At 61.7% G+C, this 26502-nt stretch carries 20 protein-coding genes; 10 read left to right on the forward strand and 10 right to left on the reverse strand.

Annotation, left to right across the window (positions count from 1 at the left end):
• The first annotated feature begins 9 nt into the window (after positions 1 to 9).
• The 4 genes from CO666_RS13530 to CO666_RS13545 all read left to right on the forward strand — a co-directional run bounded on the left by CO666_RS13530 (position 10) and on the right by CO666_RS13545 (position 5102).
• Complete coding sequence (locus tag CO666_RS13530) at positions 10 to 780, forward strand: FadR/GntR family transcriptional regulator (protein WP_097612632.1); 771 nt, start codon at positions 10 to 12, stop codon at positions 778 to 780.
• A 179-nt stretch (positions 781 to 959) separates the two neighbouring features.
• Positions 960 to 2321 carry a bifunctional UDP-N-acetylglucosamine diphosphorylase/glucosamine-1-phosphate N-acetyltransferase GlmU gene (gene glmU / locus CO666_RS13535; protein ID WP_097612633.1) on the forward strand — a complete coding sequence of 454 codons (1362 nt, stop codon included), beginning with the start codon at positions 960 to 962 and terminating at the stop codon, positions 2319 to 2321.
• 112 nt (positions 2322 to 2433) lie between these two features.
• Positions 2434 to 4260, forward strand: coding sequence for a glutamine--fructose-6-phosphate transaminase (isomerizing) (gene glmS, locus CO666_RS13540; protein ID WP_097612634.1), 1827 nt, complete (start codon positions 2434 to 2436; stop codon positions 4258 to 4260).
• 134 nt (positions 4261 to 4394) lie between these two features.
• Complete coding sequence (locus CO666_RS13545) at positions 4395 to 5102, forward strand: DUF502 domain-containing protein (protein WP_085778152.1); 708 nt, start codon at positions 4395 to 4397, stop codon at positions 5100 to 5102.
• 80 nt (positions 5103 to 5182) lie between these two features.
• Here CO666_RS13545 and recG read toward each other — a convergent pair whose 3' ends face one another.
• Positions 5183 to 7288, reverse strand: a complete 2106-nt coding sequence (gene recG / locus CO666_RS13550) for an ATP-dependent DNA helicase RecG (protein ID WP_097612635.1) — start codon at positions 7286 to 7288, stop codon at positions 5183 to 5185.
• Positions 7289 to 7380: 92 nt separating this feature from the next.
• Between recG and CO666_RS13555 the strand changes: the two genes are divergently transcribed.
• Genes CO666_RS13555 through CO666_RS13565 form a run of 3 tightly spaced genes read left to right on the forward strand, consistent with a single transcriptional unit; the run spans position 7381 to position 11670 of the window.
• Positions 7381 to 7686, forward strand: coding sequence for an FAD assembly factor SdhE (locus CO666_RS13555; RefSeq protein WP_097612636.1), 306 nt, complete (start codon positions 7381 to 7383; stop codon positions 7684 to 7686).
• Entirely contained in the window at positions 7683 to 11186 is a 3504-nt protein-coding gene (gene mfd / locus CO666_RS13560; protein WP_097612637.1) for a transcription-repair coupling factor, read from the forward strand. The genes CO666_RS13555 and mfd overlap by 4 nt, the downstream gene beginning before the upstream one ends.
• A 16-nt stretch (positions 11187 to 11202) precedes the next feature.
• Entirely contained in the window at positions 11203 to 11670 is a 468-nt protein-coding gene (locus CO666_RS13565) for an OsmC family protein (protein ID WP_097612638.1), read from the forward strand.
• A gap of 77 nt (positions 11671 to 11747) precedes the next feature.
• Here the strand turns inward: CO666_RS13565 and CO666_RS13570 are convergent, their stop codons facing one another.
• From CO666_RS13570 to CO666_RS13580, 3 genes are all read right to left on the reverse strand, one after another.
• Entirely contained in the window at positions 11748 to 12377 is a 630-nt protein-coding gene (locus CO666_RS13570) for an imm11 family protein (RefSeq protein ID WP_097612639.1), read from the reverse strand.
• A 99-nt stretch (positions 12378 to 12476) separates the two neighbouring features.
• Positions 12477 to 13148, reverse strand: a complete 672-nt coding sequence (locus tag CO666_RS13575) for a DsbA family oxidoreductase (protein ID WP_097612640.1) — start codon at positions 13146 to 13148, stop codon at positions 12477 to 12479.
• Between the two features lie 67 nt (positions 13149 to 13215).
• A complete protein-coding gene (locus CO666_RS13580; protein ID WP_097612641.1) occupies positions 13216 to 15018 on the reverse strand; it encodes an extracellular solute-binding protein in 1803 nt (600 codons plus the stop codon).
• Positions 15019 to 15301: 283 nt separating this feature from the next.
• Between CO666_RS13580 and CO666_RS13585 the strand changes: the two genes are divergently transcribed.
• Together CO666_RS13585 and CO666_RS13590 are read left to right on the forward strand one after the other, a co-directional pair.
• Positions 15302 to 15964 (forward strand): invasion associated locus B family protein, encoded by a 663-nt coding sequence (locus CO666_RS13585; RefSeq protein ID WP_085737243.1) that lies wholly within the window; start codon positions 15302 to 15304, stop codon positions 15962 to 15964.
• Positions 15965 to 16404: 440 nt separating this feature from the next.
• Complete coding sequence (locus tag CO666_RS13590) at positions 16405 to 17595, forward strand: IS4 family transposase (protein ID WP_245436785.1); 1191 nt, start codon at positions 16405 to 16407, stop codon at positions 17593 to 17595.
• A gap of 291 nt (positions 17596 to 17886) precedes the next feature.
• Here the strand turns inward: CO666_RS13590 and hspQ are convergent, their stop codons facing one another.
• The 3 genes from hspQ to CO666_RS13605 all read right to left on the reverse strand — a co-directional run bounded on the left by hspQ (position 17887) and on the right by CO666_RS13605 (position 20305).
• Entirely contained in the window at positions 17887 to 18216 is a 330-nt protein-coding gene (gene hspQ, locus CO666_RS13595; RefSeq protein WP_003559363.1) for a heat shock protein HspQ, read from the reverse strand.
• Between the two features lie 261 nt (positions 18217 to 18477).
• A complete protein-coding gene (glnA, locus tag CO666_RS13600; protein WP_028756888.1) occupies positions 18478 to 19887 on the reverse strand; it encodes a type I glutamate--ammonia ligase in 1410 nt (469 codons plus the stop codon).
• Between the two features lie 79 nt (positions 19888 to 19966).
• Positions 19967 to 20305, reverse strand: coding sequence for a P-II family nitrogen regulator (locus CO666_RS13605; protein ID WP_003539626.1), 339 nt, complete (start codon positions 20303 to 20305; stop codon positions 19967 to 19969).
• Between the two features lie 344 nt (positions 20306 to 20649).
• Here CO666_RS13605 and CO666_RS13610 point away from each other — a divergent pair, with 344 nt between their 5' ends.
• Positions 20650 to 22122: an NAD(P)H-hydrate dehydratase gene (locus tag CO666_RS13610; RefSeq protein WP_097612642.1), complete on the forward strand. Its 1473-nt coding sequence runs from the start codon at positions 20650 to 20652 to the stop codon at positions 22120 to 22122.
• Between the two features lie 63 nt (positions 22123 to 22185).
• Here the strand turns inward: CO666_RS13610 and CO666_RS13615 are convergent, their stop codons facing one another.
• Genes CO666_RS13615 through uvrA form a run of 3 tightly spaced genes read right to left on the reverse strand, consistent with a single transcriptional unit; the run spans position 22186 to position 26396 of the window.
• Positions 22186 to 22992 (reverse strand): DUF72 domain-containing protein, encoded by an 807-nt coding sequence (locus CO666_RS13615; RefSeq protein WP_097612643.1) that lies wholly within the window; start codon positions 22990 to 22992, stop codon positions 22186 to 22188.
• A 24-nt stretch (positions 22993 to 23016) separates the two neighbouring features.
• Positions 23017 to 23478, reverse strand: a complete 462-nt coding sequence (locus CO666_RS13620; RefSeq protein ID WP_097612644.1) for a GNAT family N-acetyltransferase — start codon at positions 23476 to 23478, stop codon at positions 23017 to 23019.
• Positions 23475 to 26396, reverse strand: a complete 2922-nt coding sequence (uvrA, locus tag CO666_RS13625) for an excinuclease ABC subunit UvrA (protein ID WP_097612645.1) — start codon at positions 26394 to 26396, stop codon at positions 23475 to 23477. The genes CO666_RS13620 and uvrA overlap by 4 nt, the downstream gene beginning before the upstream one ends.
• Positions 26397 to 26502 lie beyond the last annotated feature (106 nt).

Below are 26502 nucleotides of genomic sequence, written 5' to 3' on the forward strand. Positions count from 1 at the left end.
ACGGATCGCTTGCGCAACAAATTGGACGAGACACGTAAGACGGGGCGCAGAACCCGGACGAGCCACGCGCAGGTGGTCGACGAGCTCGGCAAGGCGATCGTCGCCGGCACCTATCCGGTGGGCTCGATCCTGCCCGGCGACACCGAACTGGCGCAGCGCTTCAAAGTGTCCCGCACCGTCTTGCGCGAGACGATGAAAACGCTCGCCGCCAAGGGCATGGTCGTCGCCAAGGCGCGGGTCGGCACGCGTGTGACCGAGAAGAACCTCTGGAACATGTTCGACAGCGAGATCATCGCCTGGCACTTCGACAACGGCGTGACGGAAGAATTCCTGCTGCAGCTCTACGATATCCGTCTCGCCGTCGAACCTTTCGCCGCCGGTCTTGTCGCCGAACGGGCGAATGCCGAGGATATCGAGATCTTGCGCGGGCTGGCGCTGGAGATGGCGGCGAGCGGTCACACGGCCGACAGCCTGGCGCTCGCCGACCTGCATTTTCACCTGGCGCTCGCCGAAGCCTCGCACAATCCCTTTATGCGCACGCTCGGCAGCCTCATCGAAGCGGCGCTCGTCGGCATGTTCCGCATGAGTACGCCGCCCTCGGAAAACGGCTTTGCCAATATCGCCGATACGCATATGCGCATCGTCGATGCCATCGTTTCCGGGGACAGTGCTGCCGCACGCCGTGCCATGGAGCTCGTCATCCTGGATGGCCGCCATCATGTGCACGAGGCCTTCGCCGCCCGCGGTTCGGAGACCGTCAGAGTGCCGATTTCGACTTAAATTTCACAGTTGTAAAGGTTTTGCGTGTCTGCGTCGCCACGCAACTTTTCGGGCGCGCAAAGGACGCCGCAAGGCTTTCAATCCACGCAGCGTGCTTGCCGAAAATCGATTCCGATTTCAGCAATTATGCAGTATGAGGCAACAAAGCCGCCTCACGGCGCGGATTCGCGGAGCAGATCATGGAACGTACTTGTCTTGCCGTCATCCTTGCCGCCGGTGACAGCACGCGGATGAAATCCTCGAAATCGAAAGTGCTGCATCCGGTCGCCGGACGGCCGATGATCGCCCATGTGGTCGAGGCGGTCGCTTCCGCCGGCATCTCCTCCGTCGCCCTCGTCGTCGGCCGCGATGCCGAAGATGTGGCGAAGGCGGCAGCGATCGGCGGCGTCGGCATCGAATCCTATCTGCAGAAGGAACGCCTCGGCACCGGCCATGCGGTATTGGCGGCGCGCGAAGCGATCGCCAAGGGGTATGACGATATCCTCGTCACTTATGGCGACGTGCCGCTGCAGACCGACGGCCCGCTGAAGGCCGCCCGCCAGGGTCTTGCCGAGGGCAGCGACATCGTCGTCATCGGTTTCCACACCGACCGCCCGACCGGCTACGGCCGCCTGCTCGTCAAGGACGGCGAACTGATCGCCATCCGCGAGGAAAAGGACGCGACCGATGCCGAGCGCACCGTCACCTGGTGCAACAGCGGGCTGATGGCGATCAACGGCCGCAAGGCGCTCGACCTTCTCTCACGCATCGGCAATGCCAATGCCAAGGGCGAATTCTATCTGACCGATCTCGTCGAGATCGCCCGTTCGCTCGGCGGCCGCGTCACCGCCGTCGATGCCCCCGAGATCGAAATGACCGGCTGCAACAACCGGGCCGAACTCGCCGTCATCGAGCGCTTCTGGCAGGAGCGCCGCCGCCATGAGATGATGCTCTCAGGCGTCAGCATGATCGCGCCGGAAACGGTCTTTCTCTCCTATGACACCGTCATCGGCCAGGATGCGCTGATCGAACCGAATGTCGTCTTCGGCCCCGGCGCGGTGATCGACAGCGGTGCCGTCATCCATGCCTTCTCGCATATCGAAGGCGCCCATGTCAGCCAGGGCGCGACCGTCGGCCCCTTTGCGCGGCTGCGGCCGGGTGCCGATCTCGGCAATGGTTCGAAGGTCGGCAATTTCTGCGAGGTCAAGAACGGCCGGCTGGGCGAGGGCGCCAAGGTCAACCATCTCACCTATATCGGCGATGCCGTCATCGGCGCCGGAGCCAATATCGGCGCCGGCACGATCACCTGCAATTATGACGGCGTCAACAAGAGCGAGACGGTGATCGGCGAAAACGCCTTCATCGGTTCCAATTCCTCGCTGGTCGCGCCGGTGACGATCGGCGACGGTGCCTATGTCGGCTCCGGCAGCGTCATCACGGTCGATGTACCGGCCGATGCGCTGGCGCTCGGCCGCGCCCGGCAGGAGATCAAGCCCGGCCGCGCGTCGGTGCTGCGTGAGCGCGCGCTCGCCATCAAGGCGGCGAAGAAGGCGAAGAGCTGAGCCGCCTTGCGTAACCGGCGGAAATTGAAAGTGACCGCCGAGGTGATTGAGAAACAAGCAGGAATCGTTAGGACTGGCCTCGTCATCGAAGCCGTTATGGGGAATATATTGCATGTGCGGTATTGTGGGGATTGTGGGAAGTCAGCCTGTTGCCGGGCGCCTGGTCGATGCGCTGAAGCGCCTCGAATATCGCGGCTATGACTCCGCCGGGGTCGCCACCATCCATGAGGGGGTGATGGATCGCCGCCGCGCAGAGGGCAAGCTCTTCAATCTGGAAAAGCGCCTCGATGCCGAACCGCTGCCAGGTGTGGTGGGCATCGCCCATACGCGCTGGGCGACCCACGGTGTTCCCAACGAAACCAACGCCCATCCGCATTTCGTCGAAGGTGTCGCCGTCGTCCATAACGGCATCATCGAGAATTTCTCCGAGCTTCGCGACGAATTGACCGAGGAGGGCGCGGTCTTTCAAACCCAGACCGATACCGAAGTCGTCGCCCAACTGATGGCGAAATATCTGCGCGAGGGCCTGGAGCCGCGCGCCGCCATGCTGAAGATGCTGAACCGGGTGACCGGCGCCTATGCGCTGGCCATCATGCTCAAGGCCGATCCCGGCACGATCATGGCCGCCCGGTCAGGCCCGCCGCTTGCCGTCGGCTACGGCCGCGGCGAAATGTTCCTCGGCTCGGACGCAATCGCGCTCTCGCCCTTCACCAATGAAATCACCTATCTCGTCGACGGCGATTGCGCCGTTATCACCCGCGACAGTGTCGCCGTCATCGATTTTACCGGCAAGCCGGTCAAGCGCGCCCGCCAGCTCTCGCAGGCGACCGCCTATGTCGTCGACAAGGGCAACCACCGCCATTTCATGGAAAAGGAAATCTACGAGCAGCCGGAGGTCATCTCCCACGCGCTTAGCCATTATGTCGATTTCGCCGAAAACACGATCGGCGCCAATGCCGCGGCGATCGACTTCAAGGCGGCGACCGGCCTTGCGATCTCGGCCTGCGGCACCGCCTATCTCGCCGGCCTCGTCGGCAAATACTGGTTCGAGCGTTATGCCCGCCTGCCGGTTGAAATCGACGTTGCCTCTGAATTCCGCTACCGCGAAATGCCGCTGTCGCCGTCGCAGGCAGCGCTCTTCATCTCGCAGTCCGGCGAGACCGCCGATACGCTGGCATCGCTGCGTTATTGCCGCGACAACGGGTTGAAGATCGGCGCCGTCGTCAACGTCCGCGAATCGACGATCGCCCGCGAATCCGACGCCGTCTTCCCGATCATGGCCGGCCCCGAAATCGGCGTTGCCTCGACCAAGGCCTTCACCTGCCAGCTTGCCGTGCTGGCGTCGCTGGCGATCGGCGCCGGCAAGGCACGCGGCACGGTGAGCGCCGATGAGGAGAAGGCGCTGGTGCGCCATCTCGCCGAAATGCCGCGCATCATGAGCCGGGTGCTGAACCTCATCCAGCCGCAGATGGAAAGCCTGTCGCGCGAATTGTCGAAGTGCAAGGACGTGCTCTATCTCGGCCGCGGCACCAGCTTCCCGCTTGCCATGGAAGGCGCGCTGAAACTCAAGGAAATTTCCTATATCCACGCCGAAGGTTATGCCGCCGGCGAATTGAAGCACGGGCCGATCGCGCTGATCGACGAGAATATGCCCGTCATCGTCATCGCGCCCTACGACCGTTTCTTCGAAAAGACCGTATCGAACATGCAGGAGGTCGCAGCCCGCGGCGGCCGCATCATCTTCATCACCGACGAAGCGGGTGCTGCGGCCTCGAAACTGCCGACCATGGCGACGATCATCCTGCCCGTCGTCGACGAAATCATCGCGCCGATGATCTTCTCGCTGCCGATCCAGCTGCTCGCCTATCACACCGCCGTTTTCATGGGCACCGACGTCGATCAGCCCCGCAACCTGGCGAAATCCGTGACGGTGGAATAAGCCTGAAAGGCCAGGGTCTTCGCGCCGAAACATATTGTGCGGCGCCCCGAATTCTGGCAGTTTTACCATACGGACAAGGGGGAAAGGCCGGCGTTCCGGCCTGTCCACGACTGAGATGGAGCTCATCAGGAGAGATGACCGACAACACCCCCAGAATGCCGGTCGCGACCCGGCTGAGGAATAATTTTCTCGCAGGCCTGATCATCTGCGCGCCGATCGCGATCACCATCTGGCTGACCTGGACCTTCATCCATTGGTCCGACAGCTGGGTCAGGCCCTATATTCCGGCGCGTTGGAATCCGGAAAGCTATCTCAATTTCGCCATTCCCGGTTTCGGCCTGCTGACGGCCGTCGTGCTGATCACCGTTGTCGGTTTTCTCGGCAAGAACCTGATCGGCCAGAGCATCGTCGGTTTCGGCGAATCGGTCGTCCAGCGCATGCCGCTTGTGCGCACGATCTACAGAAGCGTGAAGCAGATTTTCGAAACGGTGCTGAAGGAGCAGTCGAACTCCTTCAAGAAAGTCGGCCTCATCGAATATCCCAGTCCCGGCCTCTGGGCGCTGGTTTTCGTCGCCACCGACGCCAAGGGCGAGATCGCTTCGAAGTTCAACGCCATGGGCCAGGACATGGTTGCGGTCTTCCTGCCGCCGACGCCGGTGCCGACCGCCGGTTTCCTCGTCTTCGTACCGCGCGAAAAGATCGTGTTGCTCGACATGTCGCCGGAAGACGCGGCCAAATTCCTGATCTCAGGCGGGCTCGTGGCTCCTGAAATCCCTCAGTCCGAGCCGAAGCCGAAGCATTTGCCGCGGCCGAAGCCGGTGGCGGTTTCTAAAGCGGATTGATGCATGTCGCCCAAAAGTGTCAGCGGTTTTGGGATAACGACATGCATGAAACAAAGACTTAAAGCGCGCCGCAGCGCGCTTTATCCTGCTCTCAGGAACCGGATCGCCTCATCGCGGCGGAAGAGATAGAGCAGGGTGCGGATCGCCTGTCCTCTTTCGCTGGTCAGTTCCGGATCGCGCTCGATCAGATAGGCCGCATCCTTGCGGGCGATCTCGAGCAGATCGGCATGGGCCTCGAGGCTGGCAATGCGGAAGCCCGGCGTGCCGGATTGCCTTGTGCCGAGCAATTCGCCTTCGCCGCGCAGCTTCAGATCTTCCTCGGCGATGCGAAAACCGTCCTCCGTCTCCCGCATGATCGAAAGCCTGGCATGGCCGGTTTCGCCGAGCGGTCCCTTGTAGAGGAGGATACAGGTCGAAGCCTCGTCGCCGCGCCCGACGCGGCCGCGCAGCTGATGCAGTTGCGCCAGGCCGAAGCGCTCTGCATGTTCGATCACCATGATCGTCGCATCCGGCACGTCGACGCCGACCTCAACGACTGTTGTGGCGACAAGAAGCCGGGTCTCGCCGGTCTTGAACGCCATCATCGCCGCATCCTTCTCCGGCCCGCTCATGCGGCCGTGGATGAGGCCGATATCGGGGCCGAGTGCCGCGACCAGCGTCGCATGACGTTCCTCGGCCGACATCAGGTCGAGTTCTTCGGATTCTTCGACCAGCGGGCAGATCCAGTAGGCCTTTTTGCCCTCGGCAAGCGCACTTTGCAGCCGCCCGACGATTTCGCCGGTCCGTTCCATCGGCACGGTGATCGTCTGGATCGGCTTGCGGCCGGCCGGTTTTTCGGTGAGCTTGGAGACGTCCATATCGCCGAAGGCGGCAAGCACCAAAGTGCGCGGGATCGGCGTTGCCGTCATGACGAGCATATGCGGCGAGATGCCCTTGGCGGTCAGCCGCAGCCGCTGATGCACGCCGAAACGGTGCTGCTCGTCGACAACGGCAAGCATGAGGTTGGCGTAGGTGACGCTGTCCTGGAACAGCGCATGCGTGCCGATAATGATCTGGGCAGCACCCGAGGCGATGCGCTCCAGAATGTCCTCTCGTTCGCGTCCCTTGGTGCGCCCGGTCAGCACCTCGATGCCAAGCCCGGCGGAGGCGGCGAATTTCGAGATCGTCGCATGGTGCTGGCGCGCCAGGATTTCGGTCGGCGCCATCAGCACCGCCTGGCCGCCGCTCTCGATCACCGCCGCCATCGCCATCAGCGCCACCAGCGTCTTGCCGGCGCCGACATCGCCCTGCAGCAGCCGCAGCATGCGCTCGGTTCCGGCCATGTCCTTCAAAACCTCGGCGATCGCCTCGGTCTGGCTTGTTGTCGGCGAGAAGGGCAAGGATTTCAGGATCTTGCCGCTGACGGCCCCCGTCGCATGCACCGGCTGACCCGCCACCTTGCGCAGCCTCTGCCGCACCAGGCTCAGCGACAGCTGGCCGGCGAGGAATTCGTCATAGGCAAGCCGCCGCCGGGCAGGGGCCTGCGGGTCGATATCTCCGGGGTCGCGCGGCTCGTGCAGCATGTGGAAGCTGTCGCGGATCGACGGCAGGCCCTGCTTCTGCGTCAAGCTGAGATCGATCCATTCCGGTAGCTCCGGAAAACGCGGCAGGGCACCGTCGATGATCTTGCGCAGCGTCTTCGGTGAAAGTCCCGCCGTCAGCGGATAGATCGGCTCGACCAGCGGCAGGTTTTCGGCCTCGTCGGCCCGGACGATATAGTCGGGATGCACCATCGAGGCACGGCCGTTGAACCAATCGATCTTGCCGCTGACCGTCACCTCCGCGTCAACGGGCAGCTGTTTTTCCAGCCACGCCGCTTGGCCGCGGAAAAAGACCAGCGTCAACTCGCCGGTCTCGTCATGCAGGAAGACACGGTAGGGGATATTGCTTTTGCCGCGCGGCGGCACCTGGTGGCGGTCGACGCGCGCCGTGATCGTCACGATCGCACCCTGCGGTGCGCGCGCGATTCCCGGCTGGTTGCGCCGGTCGATCAGCGAAAATGGCGCGTGGAAGAGGAGGTCGATGACCCGGCAATCCTCCGGCGTGTCGCGCCCAAGCAGCTTGACCAGCAGCTCGGCAATCTTCGGGCCGACGCCCGGAAGGCCCGAAATGGGAGAAAACAGCGGATCGAGAATGGCGGGGCGCATGCGGCCAAAATGCGATGAACAATGCGGCCTTGGCAAGGCTGACAAGCCGCTTTCCAGGGTCTATAGAGGCGCATCAACAGGAAGGTAATGCCATGACAGGTGTCACGCTCACGAGTGCCGGTCTCGACCCGCGCCGCCGCCGGATCCTTTTCCGTTGCTGGCATCGCGGCATTCGCGAGATGGATCTGGTTTTCGGCCAGTTTGCCGAAGCCGAGCTCGCCGGACTGTCGGATGCCGAACTCGACGAGTTCGAGACGATCATGGCGGAAGAGGACAATGATCTCGTCCGCTGGATCATGGGAACATGGCCTGTCCCTGAGCGTTTCCAGACACCGATGTTTGCCCGCCTGGCCGCCTATACGCCCGATTTCGACAAGCCCCTCAGGACGCCGGAATGATCCCTGGTTTTGATGCGAAGAAGCTTGCGGCCATTGCCGAGCCGCTGACGATCGGCAATGTGCCTGCCGGCCTGGAAACGCTGCTGCTCGCCGAGCTCGCCCGGACGGGAGAGCCGGTCGCCTATGTCATGTCCGACGGCCACCGCATGGCGGATATCGAACAGATGCTCGGATTCGTCGCCCCCGACATTCCGGTTCTCACCCTGCCGGCCTGGGACTGTCTGCCCTATGACCGGGTGTCGCCGAGCGCCGATACCTCGGCCCGCCGGCTTGCCGCACTCGGTGGCCTGATTGCCCATCGCAAGAAGCCGCATGCCGCGATCGTGCTCGTCACCGCCAATGCCATGCTGCAGAAGGTGGCGCCGCAGGATGTCATCGAGAGCCTGAGTTTTTCGGCCCGACCCGGCAACCAGCTGCGCATGGACGATCTCGCCGGGCGCCTGGAGCGCAACGGTTTCGACCGTGTCGCGACCGTTCGCGAGGTCGGCGAATATGCCGTGCGCGGCGGCATTCTCGACGTCTTCGTGCCGGGTTCGGAAGAGCCGGTCCGTCTCGATTTCTTCGGCGACACGCTGGAATCGATTCGCAGCTTCGATCCGGCCAGCCAGCGCACGACGGGCCAGGTCCGCTCCCTCGATCTCAATCCGATGAGCGAGGTGACGCTGACGCCGGATACGATCAGTCGTTTCCGCAAGAATTACCTCTCGGCTTTCGGCGCCGCCACCCGCGACGATGCGCTCTATCTCGCCGTCTCCGAGGGCCGCCGTTATCCCGGCATGGAGCACTGGCTGCCGCTCTTCTACGAGAAGCTCGATACCGTCTTCGATTATCTGAGCGGATTCCGTATCGTCACCGATCATACGGTGCGTGAAGCGGCCGAGGAGCGTTCCAAGCTCGTTTTCGATTATTACGACGCCCGCCTGAATTCCGGCCAGCCGGCCAAGAGCCAGATGGCCCAGGGCACGCCCTACAAGCCGGTGACGCCGGGCCAGCTCTATCTCGACAGCAAGCTTTTCGCAAAAACCCTCGACGCGCTCGGCGCGATCCGCATCAGCCCCTTCAACGAAATCGAAGGTGAGGCGAGGCGGGTCGTCAATATCGATGCCCGCCAGGGGCAGCGCTGGGCCCGCTCGAATGCCGAGGGCGGCGGCGATGCAGAACGGATCAATATCTTCGACGTCGTCGTCAAGCATATTGCCGACCGCCGCGCCGGCGGCGCCAAGGTGCTCGTCACCGCCTGGACCGAAGGCTCGCTGGAACGCCTGCTGCAGGTGCTGAACGAGCACGGCCTGGAAAAGGTCAAGCCGATCGAGGCGCTGAAGGATGTCGCTTCGCTGGCCAGAGGCGAGGCGGCCGCGGCCGTGCTCAGTCTCGAATCCGGTTTCGAGGCCGGCGATCTCGTCGTCATCGGCGAGCAGGATATATTGGGCGACCGCATGGTGCGCCGCTCCAAGCGCCGCAAGCGTGCGGCCGATTTCATCGCCGAGGTCGCGGGCCTCGACGAAGGTTCGATCGTCGTCCACGCCGAACACGGTATCGGCCGTTTCATCGGGCTCAAGACCATCGAGGCGGCCGGTGCGCCGCATGCCTGCCTCGAACTGCAATATGCCGACGAGGCCAAGCTCTTCCTGCCGGTCGAAAACATCGATCTTCTGTCGCGCTATGGCGGCGAGGGCACCGAGGCGCAGCTCGACAAGCTTGGCGGCGGCGCCTGGCAGATGCGCAAGGCCAAGCTCAAGCGGCGCCTGCTCGACATGGCCGATGCACTGATCCGCATCGCCGCCGAACGCCTGACGCGCCATGCGCCTGTTCTGACGACGCCGGAAGGTCTTTACGACGAATTCGCCGCCCGCTTCCCCTATGACGAGACCGAGGACCAGGACAACGCCATCGAGTCGGTGCGCTCCGATCTCGGCGCCGGCCGGCCGATGGACCGCCTGGTCTGCGGCGACGTCGGTTTCGGCAAGACCGAAGTGGCGCTGCGCGCCGCATTCGTCGCCGCAATGAACGGCGTCCAGGTCGCCGTCGTCGTGCCGACGACCTTGCTTGCTCGCCAGCATTTCAAGACTTTTTCCGAGCGTTTCCGCGGTCTGCCGGTGCGCATCCAGCAGGCCTCGCGCCTAGTCGGGGCCAAGGAGCTGGCGCTGACCAAGAAGGAAGTGGCGGACGGCAAGACCGATATCGTCGTTGGCACTCATGCGCTGCTCGGCGCCGGCATCAAATTCGCTAATCTCGGCCTGCTCGTCATCGACGAGGAGCAGCATTTCGGCGTCAAGCACAAGGAGCGGCTGAAGGAACTGAAGAGCGATGTGCACGTGCTGACGCTGTCGGCGACGCCGATCCCGCGCACGCTGCAGCTCGCCATGACCGGCGTGCGCGAATTGTCGCTGATCACCACGCCGCCGGTCGACCGCATGGCGGTGCGCACCTTCATCTCGCCCTTCGACAGCCTGGTCATTCGCGAAACACTGATGCGCGAACATTATCGCGGCGGCCAGAGCTTCTATGTCTGCCCGCGGCTTGCCGACCTCGCGGATATCCACGCCTTCCTGCAGTCCGACGTGCCGGAGTTGAAGGTCGCCGTCGCCCATGGCCAGATGCCGGCCGGCGAACTCGAAGACATCATGAACGCCTTCTATGAAGGCCGCTACGATGTGCTGTTGTCCACAACCATCGTCGAATCCGGCCTCGATGTGCCGACAGCCAACACGCTGATCGTCCACCGCGCCGACATGTTCGGCCTGGCTCAGCTCTATCAGCTGCGCGGCCGCGTCGGCCGTTCGAAGGTGCGCGCCTTCGCGCTCTTCACCCTGCCTGTGAACAAGGTGCTGACGGCAACCGCCGATCGCCGGCTGAAGGTGCTGCAGTCGCTGGACACGCTCGGCGCCGGCTTCCAGTTGGCAAGCCACGATCTCGATATCCGCGGCGCCGGCAATCTGCTCGGCGAGGAGCAGTCCGGCCACATCAAGGAAGTCGGCTTCGAGCTCTATCAGCAGATGCTGGAAGAGGCGGTTGCCGAGGTCAAGGGTGTCGACGAGATCCAGGATACCGGCTGGTCGCCGCAAATTTCGGTCGGCACGACGGTGATGATCCCCGAGAACTATGTGCCCGACCTGCATCTGCGCATGGCGCTCTACCGCCGTCTCGGCGAAATCACCGAACTCAAGGAGATCGACGGCTTCGGCGCCGAGATGATCGACCGTTTCGGGCCGATGCCGATCGAAGTCCAGCATCTGCTGAAGATCGTCTATATCAAGTCGCTCTGCCGCACCGCCAATGTCGAAAAGCTCGATGCCGGCCCGAAGGGTGTCGTCGTGCAGTTCCGCAACAAGGAATTCCCCAACCCGGCCAACCTCGTCGGCTATATCGGCAAGCAGGGCACGATGGCGAAGATCCGTCCCGATCACAGCCTGTTCCTGACCCGCGACCTGCCGACACCGGAAAAGCGCCTGCAGGGCGCGGCTGTGATTATGACGCAACTGGCCGAGATGGCAAAATAAACGAAGGCGGATTGAGATGGCGAAATATGGCGCAACGATCGCCTGGTTACGCAACGGTGAGGCTTTCACCGACAACCGTTATAGCCGCGTCCACCGCTGGACCTTCGACGGCGGCATCGAGGTGCTGGCATCTGCGTCGCCGCATGTTGTTCCGCTGCCTTATTCCGCCGAGGATGCCGTCGATCCGGAAGAGGCCTTCGTCGCTTCGCTGTCCAGTTGCCACATGCTCTGGTTCCTGTCGCTTGCCGTCAAACAGGGCTTTTGCGTCGATAGCTATACCGATGCCGCCGAGGGCGTCATGGAGAAGAATGCCGCAGGCCGTCTTGCAATGACCGTGGTGACGTTGCGGCCGCATGTCGTCTTCAGCGGCGAAAAGCAGCCCTCGCCGAGCGAGCTGGAAGCCCTGCATCACCGCGCCCACAGCGAATGCTTTATCGCCAATTCGGTGAAGAGTGAGGTGCGATGCGTTTCGGCTCTGGGCTAAACGAGGGCGTTTTCAGACAGGAATCCCCGCAACTTCGCCTTGCGGCGAAGTTGCACTGCTCACCGAAAAGCCTTTTACTATGTCTGCAAAAAGCCAACTTGTTGGAAGGAAATACCTTTTATACCCCTGTCTCTGCATAAATCCTTAAATGTCTGATCGCAGAAAATTGCGACCGCATATTCAAACAAGCGAAACACGTGTGCGCCAGCTAGGACAGCAAGCAAAAATTTCCAGCTAGATTCACCGTATATCAAATACGTGCCCCATTTACTTAGGCGAATTTCAGATTTCTCTAAGTCAACGGCATGCCGGTACGAATCTACAACGCTACATTGCCAGATTCTTGGGCCAGTTTTTCCGTTCGAAAACTCCGTCTCGCAAAGCAGGTATACACATGACTTTGGAGCCAATTCATCGAGCAAGCTCTTCATTTTTTCGGAGATGAAAAGGAAATAGTCGACTACATAAATGTCTTGCACCTTTCGCTTCGGATTAAAGATCAGCTTTGGCGTTTCAGCATAGTCGGGTATTTGCCACGGGCCTCGGGGCAAATCGAGCATGCTATCCGGCCATGGAGTTCGGATGTAATTGAGGCCGAGGTAGCCGCTATCTGGCTGCAGCCTGTCCCGGTTTGCGAACTCCCAGCCATAATTCCCATTTGAATCGAGTATGTAAATTCCTTGAGGTTTCGCTCGGGCGCCAGTCATGCTCGTTCCAAGTCGTGATTGAAAATATAAACGGTATAGCTGGCCGTCGTGGACAACTTTGTCTTAGCTGTCCGATCTCGATCCGCGTGGGCGGCACCGTTAGTTCAGTCCCGACCGTGCCTCGGCCTTCGCCTTGGCGATATCGCGCAGCGCGTTGGCCAGCACGTCGGGCGTCTGGGCGCCGCTGACGGCATATTGCTGGTCGAAGATGAAGAACGGCACGCCGTTGACGCCCATTTCCTGCGCCGCCTCGATCTCGGCGACGATCAGGTCGCGATCGGCATCGGAGGCCAGCAGCGAGGCGATGACCGAGCGATCGAGCCCGGCCTTTTCGGCGATATCGAGCAGCACGGCATGGTCGCCGACATTGCGGCCTTCCTCGAAATTCGCTTTGAACAGCGCGGCAACGACCTTGTCCTGCTTCTCGCGGCCTTCGATCATCGCCCAGTGGATCAGCCGATGGGCGTCGAGTGTGTTCGGGCCGATCTTGATCGCCTCGAAATCGAAGGCGATGCCGACCTCGCGGCCGTAATCGGTAAGCATCTTGTGTGCCTGCGCCACGCGCTCCTCGCCGCCGAGCTTCTCAGCCAGCGCCTTCTTCTGGTCGACGCCTTCCTTGGGATAGTCGGGATTGAGCCGGTATGGCCGCCAATTGATGTCGACGCCGATTTCGTCCTGCACCTCGGCGATGGCGAGTTCCAGCCGCGCCTTGCCGAGATAGCACCAGGGGCAGACGACATCCGAGACGACGTCGATGGTGATACGTTCCATAATAAACTTCCTTATTCTCGTGCGTCTCCGTAGGGAGACATTTCAGTCGGCAGCGTTCGGTTGCTCCTCACTGCACGCTCGCATCCCACCAGGCCGGCAGCTGGTAGCCGTAGAGCGGCACGATATCGGGATGGCCGATGCGTTTGCTGCGCGCCACCCATTGCTGGTCGTTGTAGTAGAGGGGAACCACATAGTGGCCAGACAGCAGCAGGCGGTCAAGGGAACGCACCGCCGCAGTGAAATCCTCGGCCGAGCGCGCCCTGAGCAGGTGGTCGATCAAAGTGTCGATATCGGGGTCGGCGACACCGGCGAAACTATCGGTACCCTCTACGGTTTTGGCGTCCGAAGACCAGCGGCGGAGCTGTTCGTTTCCGGGCGACAACGAAGACGGATAGGACTTGAGGATCATATCGTAATCTCGGCTGTTCGTCCGGCTTTGATATTGCGAGTCGTCGACCGTGCGAATCGAGGCGGCAATGCCGATCGCCTGCAGCGAACGCTGATAGGCGACGGCGAGCTTCTCCTGGCCGGGATTCTGCGTCATGATCTCGAAGGCGAGCTGGCGGCCGGAAGCATCGGTCATCTTGCCGCCCTGGATCGTGTAGCCGCCCTGTTTCAGAAGCGCGACCGCTTGCTTCAGTACATTGCGGTCGCGGCCGGAGCCGTCGGTCACCGGCAGCTTGTAGGTGCCATTGAGAATGTCGGGCGCGATCCTGTCCTTGATCGGCCCGAGCAGGGCAAGCTCCCTCGCATCGGCGGGAACGCCGAAACTCGAAAATTCGGAATTCTGCCAGAAGCTCTGCGTGCGCTTGTAGGCGCCGGAATAAAGGTTCTTGTTCGTCCACTCGAAATCGAACACGAGCGACAGGCCCTCACGCACCTTGAGATCGGCAAAGATCGGCCGGCGCGTGTTGAACACGAAGCCCAGCATGCCGCTCGGCAGTCTCGACGGAAACGCGTCCTTGACCACAGCCCCAGAGGTGACGGCGGGAAAATTATAAGCGTCAGCCCAATGGCCGGGATTGCCATCGGGATAAAGGTCGACATCGCCCTTCTTGAAGGCCTCGAACAACGTCGTATCCTCCAGGAAATACTGGACGGTGATCTGGTCGTAATTGTCGGTGCCGATCTTCGCCGGAATGTCTTTGCCCCAATAGTTCGGATCACGCTCATAGGTGATGCTCTCGCCAGGCTTCACAGTCTTCACTTTGTAAGGCCCAGAGCCGACTGGCGGCGTCAGCGACGAACGGTCGAAGGTTTCGGGATCAACCGCGTGTTTCGGCAGTACCGGGAAAAGACCGAAATTCAGGGGCGTCTCCCGGTCAGCCTTGTCGTTGAAGGTGAAGCGCACACTGTGTTCGCCGACCTTCTCCATCTTGGCGACGACTTTGAGGCGTTCGGAGTAGGGCGGGCGGGCCTTATCCCGCATCAGCTCGAAGGTGAACATCACATCCTCGGGCGTCACCGGTTGTCCATCGGCCCATTTCGCCTTCGGATTGAGGTTGAACTGGATGAAGGTTCTGTCGTCGTCCCATTCAACCGTCTCGGCAAGCAGGCCGTAGAGCGTATACGGTTCGTCCCTTGAGCGCTGCATCAGCGATTCGTAGACGAGATTGCCGTATTCCGGGTCCCACATGCCGCGCGCCGTCGTGCGATTACTTTTCACGATGAACGGATTGAGGCTGTCGAAGGTGCCGACGACGCCGTAGGTGATCTTGCCGCCCTTTTTCACGTCGGGATTGACGTAAGGGAAGTGTTTATAATCAGGCGGCAAGGCCGGTTCGCCATGCATGGCGATGCCGTGCAGCGGCTCGGCGGCAACGGCGCCGCAGAGCAGCGACAGGACGAGGGGGACGACGATCCGGAGCATTCGGTAATCCTTGATCCGTGAAAACGGGCATGATTCACCGCGGAGATTAGCATGGGGTCGATCGATTCCAACACGGAGCGCCGATTTCTTTGGCATCGCGACGAAATTGCCTCCCAAATTGCCAAAGAAAAGCTGGATATCTTGAACGCTGCGATGTAACAGGTGAACCCGAAGTTTGGGGTCATGCATTTGCCTTATTTTTTTAAGAGGTGAGTGCCGAACGACCCGATGGTTGGGGCGGCAAGACGCGGCCCCGAACGGATATCAGGAGACGGAATTCGTTATGATGTTCAAGTCTGAAAAGAAAATGCGGGCAGCCCTGTCCGTTCTGGCAGTGGTGTTCGGCGCTTCGGCTCCGGTCTCCTCCTTCGCACAGGATGCGGCGGCGCAGGCTCCGGCCGACGGCCAGGCGCAAGCCGCCGGCGCGCCGAAGCTCGGCTGGTACAAAACCTGCAGCAAGCAGGAAGACAACGACATCTGTGTTGTCCAGAACCTGATCCTCGCCAATGGCGGCCAGCTCGTCACGGCTGTCGGCCTGATCTCCGTCACTGGCAAGATCAACCGCAAGCTCCTGCAGGTCTCGGTTCCCACGGCACGTCTGATCCCCCCGGGCATCATCATGCAGATCGACGGCGGCAAGGGCCAGAAGCTCGATTACGCCGTCTGCTTGCCGGACAAGTGCACGGCTGAAATTCCGCTGACCGACGCGATGATCGCCAGCCTCAAGAAGGGCAGCGACGTGATCTTCACCTCGATCAACTTCCGCCGCGCTCCGAACCCGATCAAGATTTCGCTCGAAGGTTTCACCGGCGCTTATGATGGCGAACCGGTTTCCGAATCGAAGCTCGCCGAAAGCCAGCGCAGCCTGCAGGAAGGCATGCAGAAGAAGGCTGAAGAGGCTCGCAAGAAGCTGGAAGACGCCCAGAAGGCAGCCAAGGCGCAGTAATCCAGCCGACAGGCTTGAACAAAAACCCGGCTTCGTGCCGGGTTTTTTGTTGGTGAATGTAGCGCTCTACGCAGCGTCGGGCGATTGCAGCGTTTGAGACAAGGGTAGGGTATCCTCATCCCTAACCTTATCGGGGTGAGCCAGTCCTCTTGCGGAAGGGATGTGCCGTTACAAGGCGTGCGAGGAACGGAGAGGGCGCGGCACAATCTCTTCTCCCCTCGGGGCTATGGCATTCACACATTTAAAATTGCCTATGGAACGCAGTTCTGATTCTCTTGCTGCAAGCAGGAGAATTGAGCGATGGATGATTTGAGCCTGGGGCGGTTTGGCGACCGCCGCCTGGAAAAAGGGGGTCGTTCTTGCTGGCGCGTCTGGTTGAGACGGCCGGTCAAGGCATGCGGGTGCGCAAGCTTGGGGGGCATCGGGCCGGAGAGATCCGTTTGACCCGGTTTTTGCGCAATGATGCCGTCAATCCACAGGAGATGATCGAGCAGGCCGCCTTGCGCACGGCCGGCCGTAGCGCGGATCGACATATTTTGGCCATCCAGGATACGACGGTGGTCCGCTCCAGTGGCGGAGGTGGTCTTTATCTGCATGCGGTGATCGGGGTCGACGCCGACGATGGCGCGATCATCGGGGCGGTCCACGGACAGTTTCTAAGCCGCGACCAGGGCAAGCGCGGCACGCAGCGCGCCCGTCCGATCGAGGAGAAGGAAAGCTATCGCTGGCTGGAGGGTGCCGATCGCGCGGCGCAGGTTTGCGCCGCGGCGCGCCACATCACCGTCATTGCCGACCGCGAAAGCGATATCTACGAGGCCTTCACCCGTCGGCCCGCCAATGTCGACCTTGTCATCCGCGCCTCGAAAGACCGCAGCTTTGGCAAAGAACCCTCGCTGTTTTCCATGGCGGACGCCCTGCCGGTTGCGGCAAACCTTGCCTTCACCCTGCCGGCCAAGCCAGGACGCAAAGAGCGCGACACGCAGTTGGCGATCCGCTTCAGCGCGGTGACGTTGCCGCATCCGAAGAACGGCATCTACAAGAACGCCCCGGATGGCGTGTGCCTCTATCTGGTGGATGTGCGCGAGAGCGCACCGCCACACGGCGAGGCACCGGTCCATTGGCGGCTGCTGACGACCTACCAGGTATCGGATGCACGACAGGCAGCGCAAATCATCGCTCTTTATCGCCGCCGCTGGGTGATCGAGCAATTGTTCCGCACCCTGAAGACGCAGGGTTTCGATATCGAAGCCCTGCGCATCGAAGACGAAGTGCCGCTGAGCAATCTGGTGATGGCTGCCTTCGTCGCGGCCGTGATCGTGCAGCAACTGGTGCATGCCCGCGACGGCGCCCCTGCCGACGGCGCCTTGCGACCCATTGAAGACGCCTTCGAGCCGAGTGACCGGCCGCTGCTGGAAGCCTTCTGCGCCAAGCTGGAGGGCAGCACCGCCCGGCAGAAGAACCCGCATCCCAAGGGATCACTGGCCTATGCCGCCTGGGTCTGCGCCCGCCTCGGTGGGTGGACCGGCTACTACGGCAAACCAGGGCCAATCGTCATGCTCGACGGATGGCAACAGTTCCAGGCCGCCAAGCGCGGCGTAGCACTCCTCCTAACCGCCATCGACAATGTGTGAATCTGATAGCCCCTCGGGGAGAAGGTGCCGGCAGGCGGATGAGGGGGCTGCACGGCACATCCTTTACGCCACGCGGACGACAACACCGTTCCCCAGCGCTTATGTCGCAGCCGAAACTTGTATGGAGACCGGCGTCGCCAGCCCCCTCATCCGCCCTACGGGCACCTTCTCCCCGAGGGGAGAAGAGGGAATCGAGAGGGCGCGGCATGTCCTCTTCCCCCGTTTGCTGCCAAAAGAAAAAGGCCTCGCCGGGAGTGCGAGGCCTTGTTTCATGCGGTCGGTCAGCCTGATTTAATGGGCGAAGCTCATCTTGGGTTTGAACTGCCCTGACGGGGCCTGATCGAAAATCTGGTAGATCTGCGGATTGCGAAGCGGCGTGCCGCTTTCATCGTTCATCAGGTTCTGCTCGGAGACGTAAGCGACATATTCGCTCTCGTCATTTTCGGCGAGCAGGTGATAGAAGGGCTGGTCCCTGCTCGGGCGCACCTCGGCCGGAATGGAATTCCACCATTCCTCCGTATTCGCGAACTCAGGATCAACGTCGAAGATGACGCCGCGAAACGGAAATACCTTGTGCCGAACCACTTCGCCGATACTGAACTTTGCTATTCTTTCTTTCATGGTACGACTTCCTTTCATCACCGAATTTGGTGATTGGTGCGGTGCAAATCAAGATTTTTGCACCGGCTCGTCACATGAACGTCATATCCTCCTACTGCATAATTCCTTAAATCGGAATCGATTTAAAGATAAAATTATGCAGCACTCCAAAGTGCTACGGCGTCCTTTGCGCGTCTGAAAGACGCGCGGCGCTGTAGCGGCGTCCATGACCGGGGGAGGTGAAAGCCCCGGCGAACCGGGACTTTCGGTGTTGGCGGCCGATCAGGCCGAATAGTACATGTCGTATTCGACCGGATGCGGCGTCATTTCGAAACGCATCACCTCAGCCATCTTCAGCTCGATGAAGGCATCGATCTGGTCGTCGTCGAAGACGCCGCCAGCGGTCAGGAACTTGCGGTCCTTGTCGAGGCTTTCGAGCGCTTCGCGCAGGCTGCCGCAGACGGTCGGGATCTTCTTCAATTCCTTCGGCGGCAAGTCGTAGAGATCCTTGTCCATGGCCTTGCCGGGATGGATCTTGTTTTTGATGCCGTCGAGGCCCGCCATCAGCATGGCGGCGAAGGCGAGGTAGGGGTTGGCGGTCGGATCCGGGAAGCGGACTTCGACGCGCTTGGCCTTCGGGTTGGAGCCGAACGGAATGCGGCAGGAAGCCGAGCGGTTGCGGGCCGAATAGGCGAGCAGCACCGGCGCTTCATAACCCGGGACGAGACGCTTGTAGGAGTTCGTCGACGGATTGGTGAAGGCGTTGATCGCCTTGGCGTGCTTGATGATGCCGCCGATGTAGAACAGGCAGCTCTCGGAAAGACCGGCATATTCGTCGCCGGCAAAGGTCGGCTTGCCGCCCTTCCAGATCGACTGGTGCACGTGCATGCCCGAGCCGTTGTCGCCGAAGATCGGCTTCGGCATGAAGGTCGCCGTCTTGCCGTAGGCGTTCGCCACCTGGTGCACGACGTATTTGTATATCTGCATCTTGTCGGCGTTGCGCACGAGCGTATCGAACTTGATGCCGAGTTCGTGCTGGGCGGCGGCGACTTCATGGTGATGCTTTTCGACGACGACGCCCATTTCGGAGAGCACCGTCAGCATTTCCGAACGCATGTCCTGGGCGCTGTCGACCGGAGGAACCGGGAAATAGCCACCCTTGACGCGCGGGCGGTGGCCGAGGTTGCCGGTTTCGTAGTCGGTGTCGTCGTTCGACGGCAGTTCGGTCGAATCGAGCTTGAAGCCGGTATTGTAGGGGTCGGCCTTGTACTTGACGTCGTCGAAGACGAAGAATTCGGCTTCCGGGCCGACGAAGATCGTGTCGCCGATGCCGGATGCCTTGAGGTAGGCTTCGGCCTTCTTGGCGGTGCCGCGCGGATCGCGGTTATAGGCTTCGCCGGAAACCGGATCGAGGATATCGCACATGATGACCATGGTCGACTGAGCGAAGAACGGGTCCATATGCACCGTCTCGGTGTCGGGCATCAGCACCATGTCGGACTCGTTGATGGCCTTCCAGCCGCCGATCGAGGAGCCGTCGAACATCACGCCGTCAGCGAACATGTCTTCGTCGACACAGACGACGTCCATCGTCACATGCTGCAGCTTGCCCTTCGGGTCGGTGAAGCGCAGATCGACGAACTTCACATCGTTCTCTTTGATCTGCTTCAGAATTTCGCTTGCGGTCGCCATTAAATAGTTTCCTCCGATTTGCGATGACAACAGGTGGCTGCGCTGACCGTATCGAACTTTGCGTGGTTGGCAAAGTGGGTCAGATGGCGTCTATGCCGGTCTCGCCGGTGCGGATGCGGATAACCTCTTCGACGTTGGAGACGAAGATCTTTCCGTCGCCGATGCGGCCGGTCTGCGCCGCCTTGCGGATGGCATCGATGACCGCTTCCGCGTTCTCGTCGGCCAGCACGACCTCGACCTTCACCTTCGGCAGGAAATCGACGACGTATTCGGCGCCGCGGTAAAGTTCCGTGTGGCCCTTCTGACGGCCGAAGCCCTTGGCTTCCGTGACCGTGATACCTTGCAGGCCGACTTCCTGAAGGGCTTCCTTCACTTCGTCCAGCTTGAAAGGCTTAATGATCGCTTCGATCTTTTTCATGAGAAAATATCTCTCCGCTTCTCCCGTTACGGCAGGAATGTTCCCGCTCGCCGGATATGATGCAGATATCGTGCCAGTTTGAAATCCGTCTTATCGAAAAAATCCGTCAATTCTGTCAAAACCGGTGCGTTTGCGGGGAATTCCACGTCGTTTTGATGATGGAGAAGTGGAAAAACATTGCCTCCAGACCAAAATCGCGTCCAAAACCGAAAAAATCCGGAATATCAGTAACTGCGTAAGTGCGTGGGGCGGAGATTAAAATATAGGCAAATGCACAAATAACGCCCTTTTCTTTATTGTCTCAGGCGGTTGTTTTTTAGGCGTTTATTGAATTGAATGGGGCAATGAGCCAACATCTGTCCGACCTTCTTCTGACGCCTGCCGAAATGGCCGCCGTCGACGCGGCCGCTGCCGCATCCGGTATCGATTCCTTCGGCCTGATGGAAAGGGCAGGGGCTGCGGCCGCAGCGGCCGCGCTGAGGCTTCACCCGGATGCGCTGCGTTTCGTCCTGCTCTGCGGTCCCGGCAACAATGGCGGCGACGCCTATGTGGCGGCAAGGCATCTGCAGGCGGGCGGGGCGACGGTGGCGCTCTTCCATCTCAATGATCCCTCAAGGCTGAAGGGCGATGCCGCCCGCGCCCGCGCCGCCTGCGCGCTCCAGGGACAGGCGCTCGACCTCTACCGGCCCGAATCCGGCGACGTCGTCATCGACGGCCTGTTCGGCGCCGGGCTCGCCCGTGAGGTGCCGGCCGATGTCAGCGCACTGATCGGGCGCGTCACCGAGGCCGGTATCCCGGTGCTTTCCATCGATCTGCCCTCCGGCCTCGATGGCCGCACCGGCAAGGTGCTGGGGGCGGCCTTCAGGTCGCAGAACACCATCACCTTCATGACGCGCAAGCCCGGGCATCTGCTGATGCCGGGCAGGCAGCTTTGCGGTGAATTGGAGGTTTTCGATATCGGCATTCCCGCCCGCATCGTCAGGGCCGCGGCAGGCGGCGACATCGCCGAGAACAGGCCCGATGCCTGGAAGAGCGTGCTGCCGGCCGAGCAGCTGGAAACCCACAAATACAAGCGCGGCCATCTGGTGGTCTTCTCAGGCGCGGCCGACAAGACGGGGGCTGCGCGGATGTCGGCGATCTCGGGCCTGAAGGCCGGCGCCGGCCTGGTGACGATCGCTGCCCCTCATGCGGCGATAGCCGCCAATGCCGCCCATCTCACCGCCGTGATGCTGCATGCGCTCGACGACGAGGCCGACCTCGAAGACTGGCTCTCGGACCGGCGGCTGCAGACATTCGTCCTCGGTCCCGGTTTCGGCATCAGCGCCAGGGCGCGCGGCTTCGTCGCCGCCCTTGCCGATCGCCATCTCGTTCTCGATGCCGACGGCATCTCCTCGTTCAAGGACGATCCGCGGCAACTGTTCGATCTCTTCCGGGGTAAGCCACGCCTTGTGCTGACGCCGCACGAAGGTGAGTTCTCGCGGCTTTTTCCCGATATCGGCGGCGACGATGCGCTGGGCAAGGTGGATAAGGCGGTGGCCGCCGCCTGCCGCGCCAATGCAGCGATCGTCTATAAAGGCGCCGATACCGTCATTGCTGCGCCGGATGGACGGGCGCTGATCAATACCAATGCTCCGGTCTGGCTTGCCACTGCCGGTTCCGGTGATGTGCTCGCCGGTATTATCGGTGGATTGCTCGCCCAGGGCCTGCCGGCCTTCGAGGCCGCCGCCGCCGGCGTCTGGCTGCACGGAGAGGCCGGCCAGCGCGCCGGCAAAGGCCTGACGGCGGAAGACCTCGCCACCCACGTCCTACCTCTTTAACCCGCCCCATGCTTCAGCTTTGGGCCGCCGATGCTTCAGCCTTTGGCGCAAACCTCAGCCGGCCTATTTCGCCAGTGCCTGCTGCAGGGCGATCGCTCCATGCGGCGCATTGACCTTGCCCTCATGGATCATGAAGGCGAAGACATCGCGCGGCTCGGCCTTGACCTTGCGGTCGGCATCGATCAGCGGCAGGTCGTCGGGGATCTTGCCCTCGGCCCAGACCTCCAGCCGGTTCGCCCAGGCCTTCAGGTCCTTATCCGGATAGCAGGTCGCAATATCGTCCGAGCCCTTCTGCAGCCTGACATAGACGAAATCGGCCGTGACGTCGGCAATCATCGGATATTCGAAATGTTCGGCACAAACAGGCGCCACCCCGTATTTGGCCAGCAGCGCCACGAATTCCGGCACCTTGAAGGAATCGTGCCGGACCTCGACCACGTGGCGAAGCGCCAGCCCGTCCTGCTTTGACGGCAGCAGCTTCAGGAAGGCTTCGAAATCGTCCGGATCGAACTTCTTCGTCGGCGCGAACTGCCAGAGCAGCGGCCCGAGATGATCGCCGAGCTCGCTGATTCCAGATGTCAGAAAGCGCTCCATCGATTCGCCGGCCTCCGCCAGCACCCGCCGATTGGTGACGAACCGCGTCGCCTTCAGCGAGAAGATGAAACCATCGGGCACGTCAGCCGCCCATTTGGCGAAGACTGCCGGTTTCTGGGTGCTGTAATAGGTGCCGTTGACCTCGATCACCTTCAACTGGCGGCTGGCATAATTCAGCTCGTCCTTCTGTTTCAGGTCATCGGGAAAGAAATGCCCGCGCCAGGGTTCGAAGGTCCAGCCGCCGATGCCGGTGCGGATAGTGCCGGATTTCGTCATGTCGTCCTCCCCTTTGGCAGCCGTTCAGGCTGCATCGATCTCTTTCACCATGTCGACGAGCGTCCAGCCTGGCCGATAAGGGCTCGGCCGGCGACCCGTTTCCTGAAATCCGAAGGCGCGGTAAAGCGCGATATTCCGCTCCATCCGCGCATTGGTGTAGAGCCGGATCTCCGGCACGGCCCATTCCCGCGCCTTGCCTTCCAGCCAGCGTAGCATCGCAATCCCGTGTCCGCCGCCCTGAAAGGCCGGCGAGACCGCGATGCTGAACAGCATCAAGTGATCGGCATGCCGCTCGATGACCACGAGGCCGGCCGCTTCGCTGCCGATCTCGCGCAGCCAGACCTCGCCGCGGTCGATCCTCGGTGCATAATCTTCCGTCACCGGGACCGGTGGAGCGCCGAAGAGCTCGGTATAGGGCCGATAGGCGGCTGCCGTCAGCGTCGCGATCGTTTGCAGATCATCGGGCGACGCCAGCCTCATCGTCATTCCGCCGCAACCGCCTTCTTCGCCGGCCGCCGCTCCAGCAATTCCTTGAGGAAATGTCCGGTATAGGAGCGCTTCTCCTTGACGATCGCTTCGGGCGTGCCGACAGCCACGATCTCGCCGCCGCCGTCGCCGCCCTCGGGGCCGAAATCGAGCACCCAGTCGGCCGTCTTGATAACCTCGAGATTGTGCTCGATCACCACCACCGAATTGCCCTGGTTGACCAGTTCGTGCAGCATTTCGAGCAGCTTGGCGACGTCATGGAAATGCAGGCCGGTCGTCGGCTCGTCGAGAATATAGAGCGTGCGTCCCGTCGACCGCTTCGACAACTCCTTGGCGAGCTTGACGCGCTGCGCCTCGCCGCCCGAGAGCGTATTCGCCTGCTGGCCGACCTTGATGTAACCGAGACCGACATCCTTCAGCGATTGCAGCTTGTCGCGCACCGCCGGTACCGCCGCGAAGAAATCGACGCCTTCCTCCACCGTCATGTCGAGCACGTCGGCGATCGACTTCTGCTTGAAGGTGACGTCGAGCGTCTCTCTGTTGTAGCGCTTGCCGTGGCAGACATCGCAGGTGACATAGACATCGGGCAGGAAGTGCATCTCGATCTTGATGACGCCGTCGCCCTGGCAGGCCTCGCAGCGTCCGCCCTTGACGTTGAAGGAGAAGCGGCCGGGCTGGTAGCCGCGGGCCTTCGCCTCCGGCAGGCCGGCGAACCAGTCGCGGATCGGGGTGAAGGCGCCGGTATAGGTTGCCGGGTTCGAGCGCGGCGTGCGGCCGATCGGCGATTGATCGATGTCGATCACCTTGTCGATATGTTCGAAGCCGTCGATGCGGTCGTGATCGGCCGGATTTTCACGTGCGCCCATGACACGGCGCGCTGCCGACTTATAGAGCGTCTCGATCAGGAAGGTGGATTTGCCGCCGCCGGAAACGCCGGTCACCGCCGTGAACACCCCAAGCGGGATCGACGCCGTGACGTTCTTCAGATTGTTGCCGCGCGCGCCGACCACCTTGATCTCGCGGCCCTTTTTCTGCTTGCGGCGCTCATGGGGAACGGGCACGCCGAGTTCGCCGGAGAGGTATTTGCCGGTCAGCGACTGCGGATTGTCCATGATATCCTGCGGCGTGCCGTGGGCGACAACCTCACCGCCGCGAATGCCGGCGGCCGGGCCGATATCGACTACGTCGTCGGCCGTCATGATCGCATCCTCGTCATGTTCGACGACGATGACGGTGTTGCCGATGTCGCGCAGGTGTTTCAGCGTGTCGAGCAGCCGCGCATTGTCGCGCTGATGCAGGCCGATCGACGGCTCGTCGAGCACATAGAGCACGCCCGTCAGCCCCGAACCGATCTGCGAGGCCAGCCGGATGCGCTGGCTTTCGCCGCCCGACAGCGTGCCGGAGTTGCGCGAGAGGCTCAGATATTCCAGGCCGACATCGTTGAGGAAGCGCAGCCGGTCGCGGATTTCCTTGAGGATGCGCACCGCAATCTCGTTCTGCTTGGCGTTGAAGCTGGCCGGCAGCGTCTCGAACCAGTCGCGGGCGACGCGGATCGACATGCCGGTGACTTCACCGATATGCAGCGTGTCGATCTTCACCGCCAAAGCCTCCGGCTTCAGGCGGAAGCCGTTGCAGGAAGGGCAGGGCGCGGCCGACATGAAGCGCTCGATATCCTCGCGCGCCCAGGCGGAATCCGTCTCCTTCCAGCGGCGCTCGAGATTGGTGATGATGCCCTCGAAATTCTTCTGCGTCGTATAGGAACGGGCGCCGTCGGCGTAGTGGAATTCGATCTTGTCCTCGGTGCCGTTGAGGATGACGTCCTTGGCCTCGTCGGACAGATCGTTCCAGCGGGTGCCGAGCTTGAAGCCGTAATGTTTGCCGAGCGCTTCCAGCGTCTGGTTATAATAGGGTGAGGTCGACTTCGCCCAGGGCGCGATCGCCCCGTCGCGCAGCGTCCGCTCGGGCTCGGGCACGATCAGATCCGGATCGATCTTCTGCTGGGCGCCGAGGCCGTCGCAGGTCGGGCAGGCGCCGAAGGGATTGTTGAAGGAAAACAGCCGCGGCTCGATCTCGGGAATAGTGAAACCGGAAACCGGGCAGGCGAATTTCTCCGAAAACAGCACGCGCTCATGCGTCTCGTTCAGCGACTTGTTGGCCGAGCCGCCGGCCGACGTCTCTTCCGGCGGCAGCGGCTTGTCGGCGAATTCGGCGATCGCCAGCCCGTCGGCGAGCTTCAGGCAGGTTTCCAGGCTGTCGGCCAGCCGGGCCGAGACATCCGAGCGCACGACGATGCGGTCGACCACCACATCGATATCGTGCTTGTATTTCTTGTCGAGCGCCGGCACCTCGGCGATCTCGTAGAACTGGCCGTCGACCTTGACGCGCTGGAAGCCTTTCTTCATCAGCTCGGCGAGTTCCTTCTTATATTCGCCCTTGCGGCCGCGCACGAGCGGCGCGAGAATATAAAGACGGGTGCCTTCGCCGAAATCGAGGACGCGGTCGACCATCTGGCTCACCGTCTGGCTCTCGATCGGCAGGCCGGTCGCCGGCGAATAGGGAACGCCGACGCGGGCAAACAGCAGGCGCATATAGTCGTAGATCTCGGTGACGGTGCCGACCGTCGAGCGCGGGTTGCGCGAGGTGGTCTTCTGCTCGATCGAGATCGCTGGCGACAGTCCGTCGATCTGGTCGACATCGGGCTTCTGCATCATTTCGAGGAACTGCCGGGCATAGGCCGACAGGCTCTCGACATAACGGCGTTGGCCCTCGGCATAGATCGTGTCGAAGGCAAGCGAGGACTTGCCGGAACCCGAAAGCCCGGTCATCACGATCAGCTTGTTGCGCGGCAGATCGAGATCGATGCCCTTGAGATTGTGCTCGCGCGCGCCGCGGATGGAGATCGTCTTCAGTTCGCTCATCGTCTCAGCTTTGGTCCTTTGGGATAACAGCCCTTATTTAGTGATGCGGACCGGCGAGTCGAGGCTGAATGTCCGCTACAGTCAAGGTTTTCGATTCTGTTGACAG

Source organism: Rhizobium chutanense, assembly GCF_002531935.1.
GTDB classification, from domain to species: Bacteria; Pseudomonadota; Alphaproteobacteria; order Rhizobiales; family Rhizobiaceae; genus Rhizobium; species Rhizobium chutanense.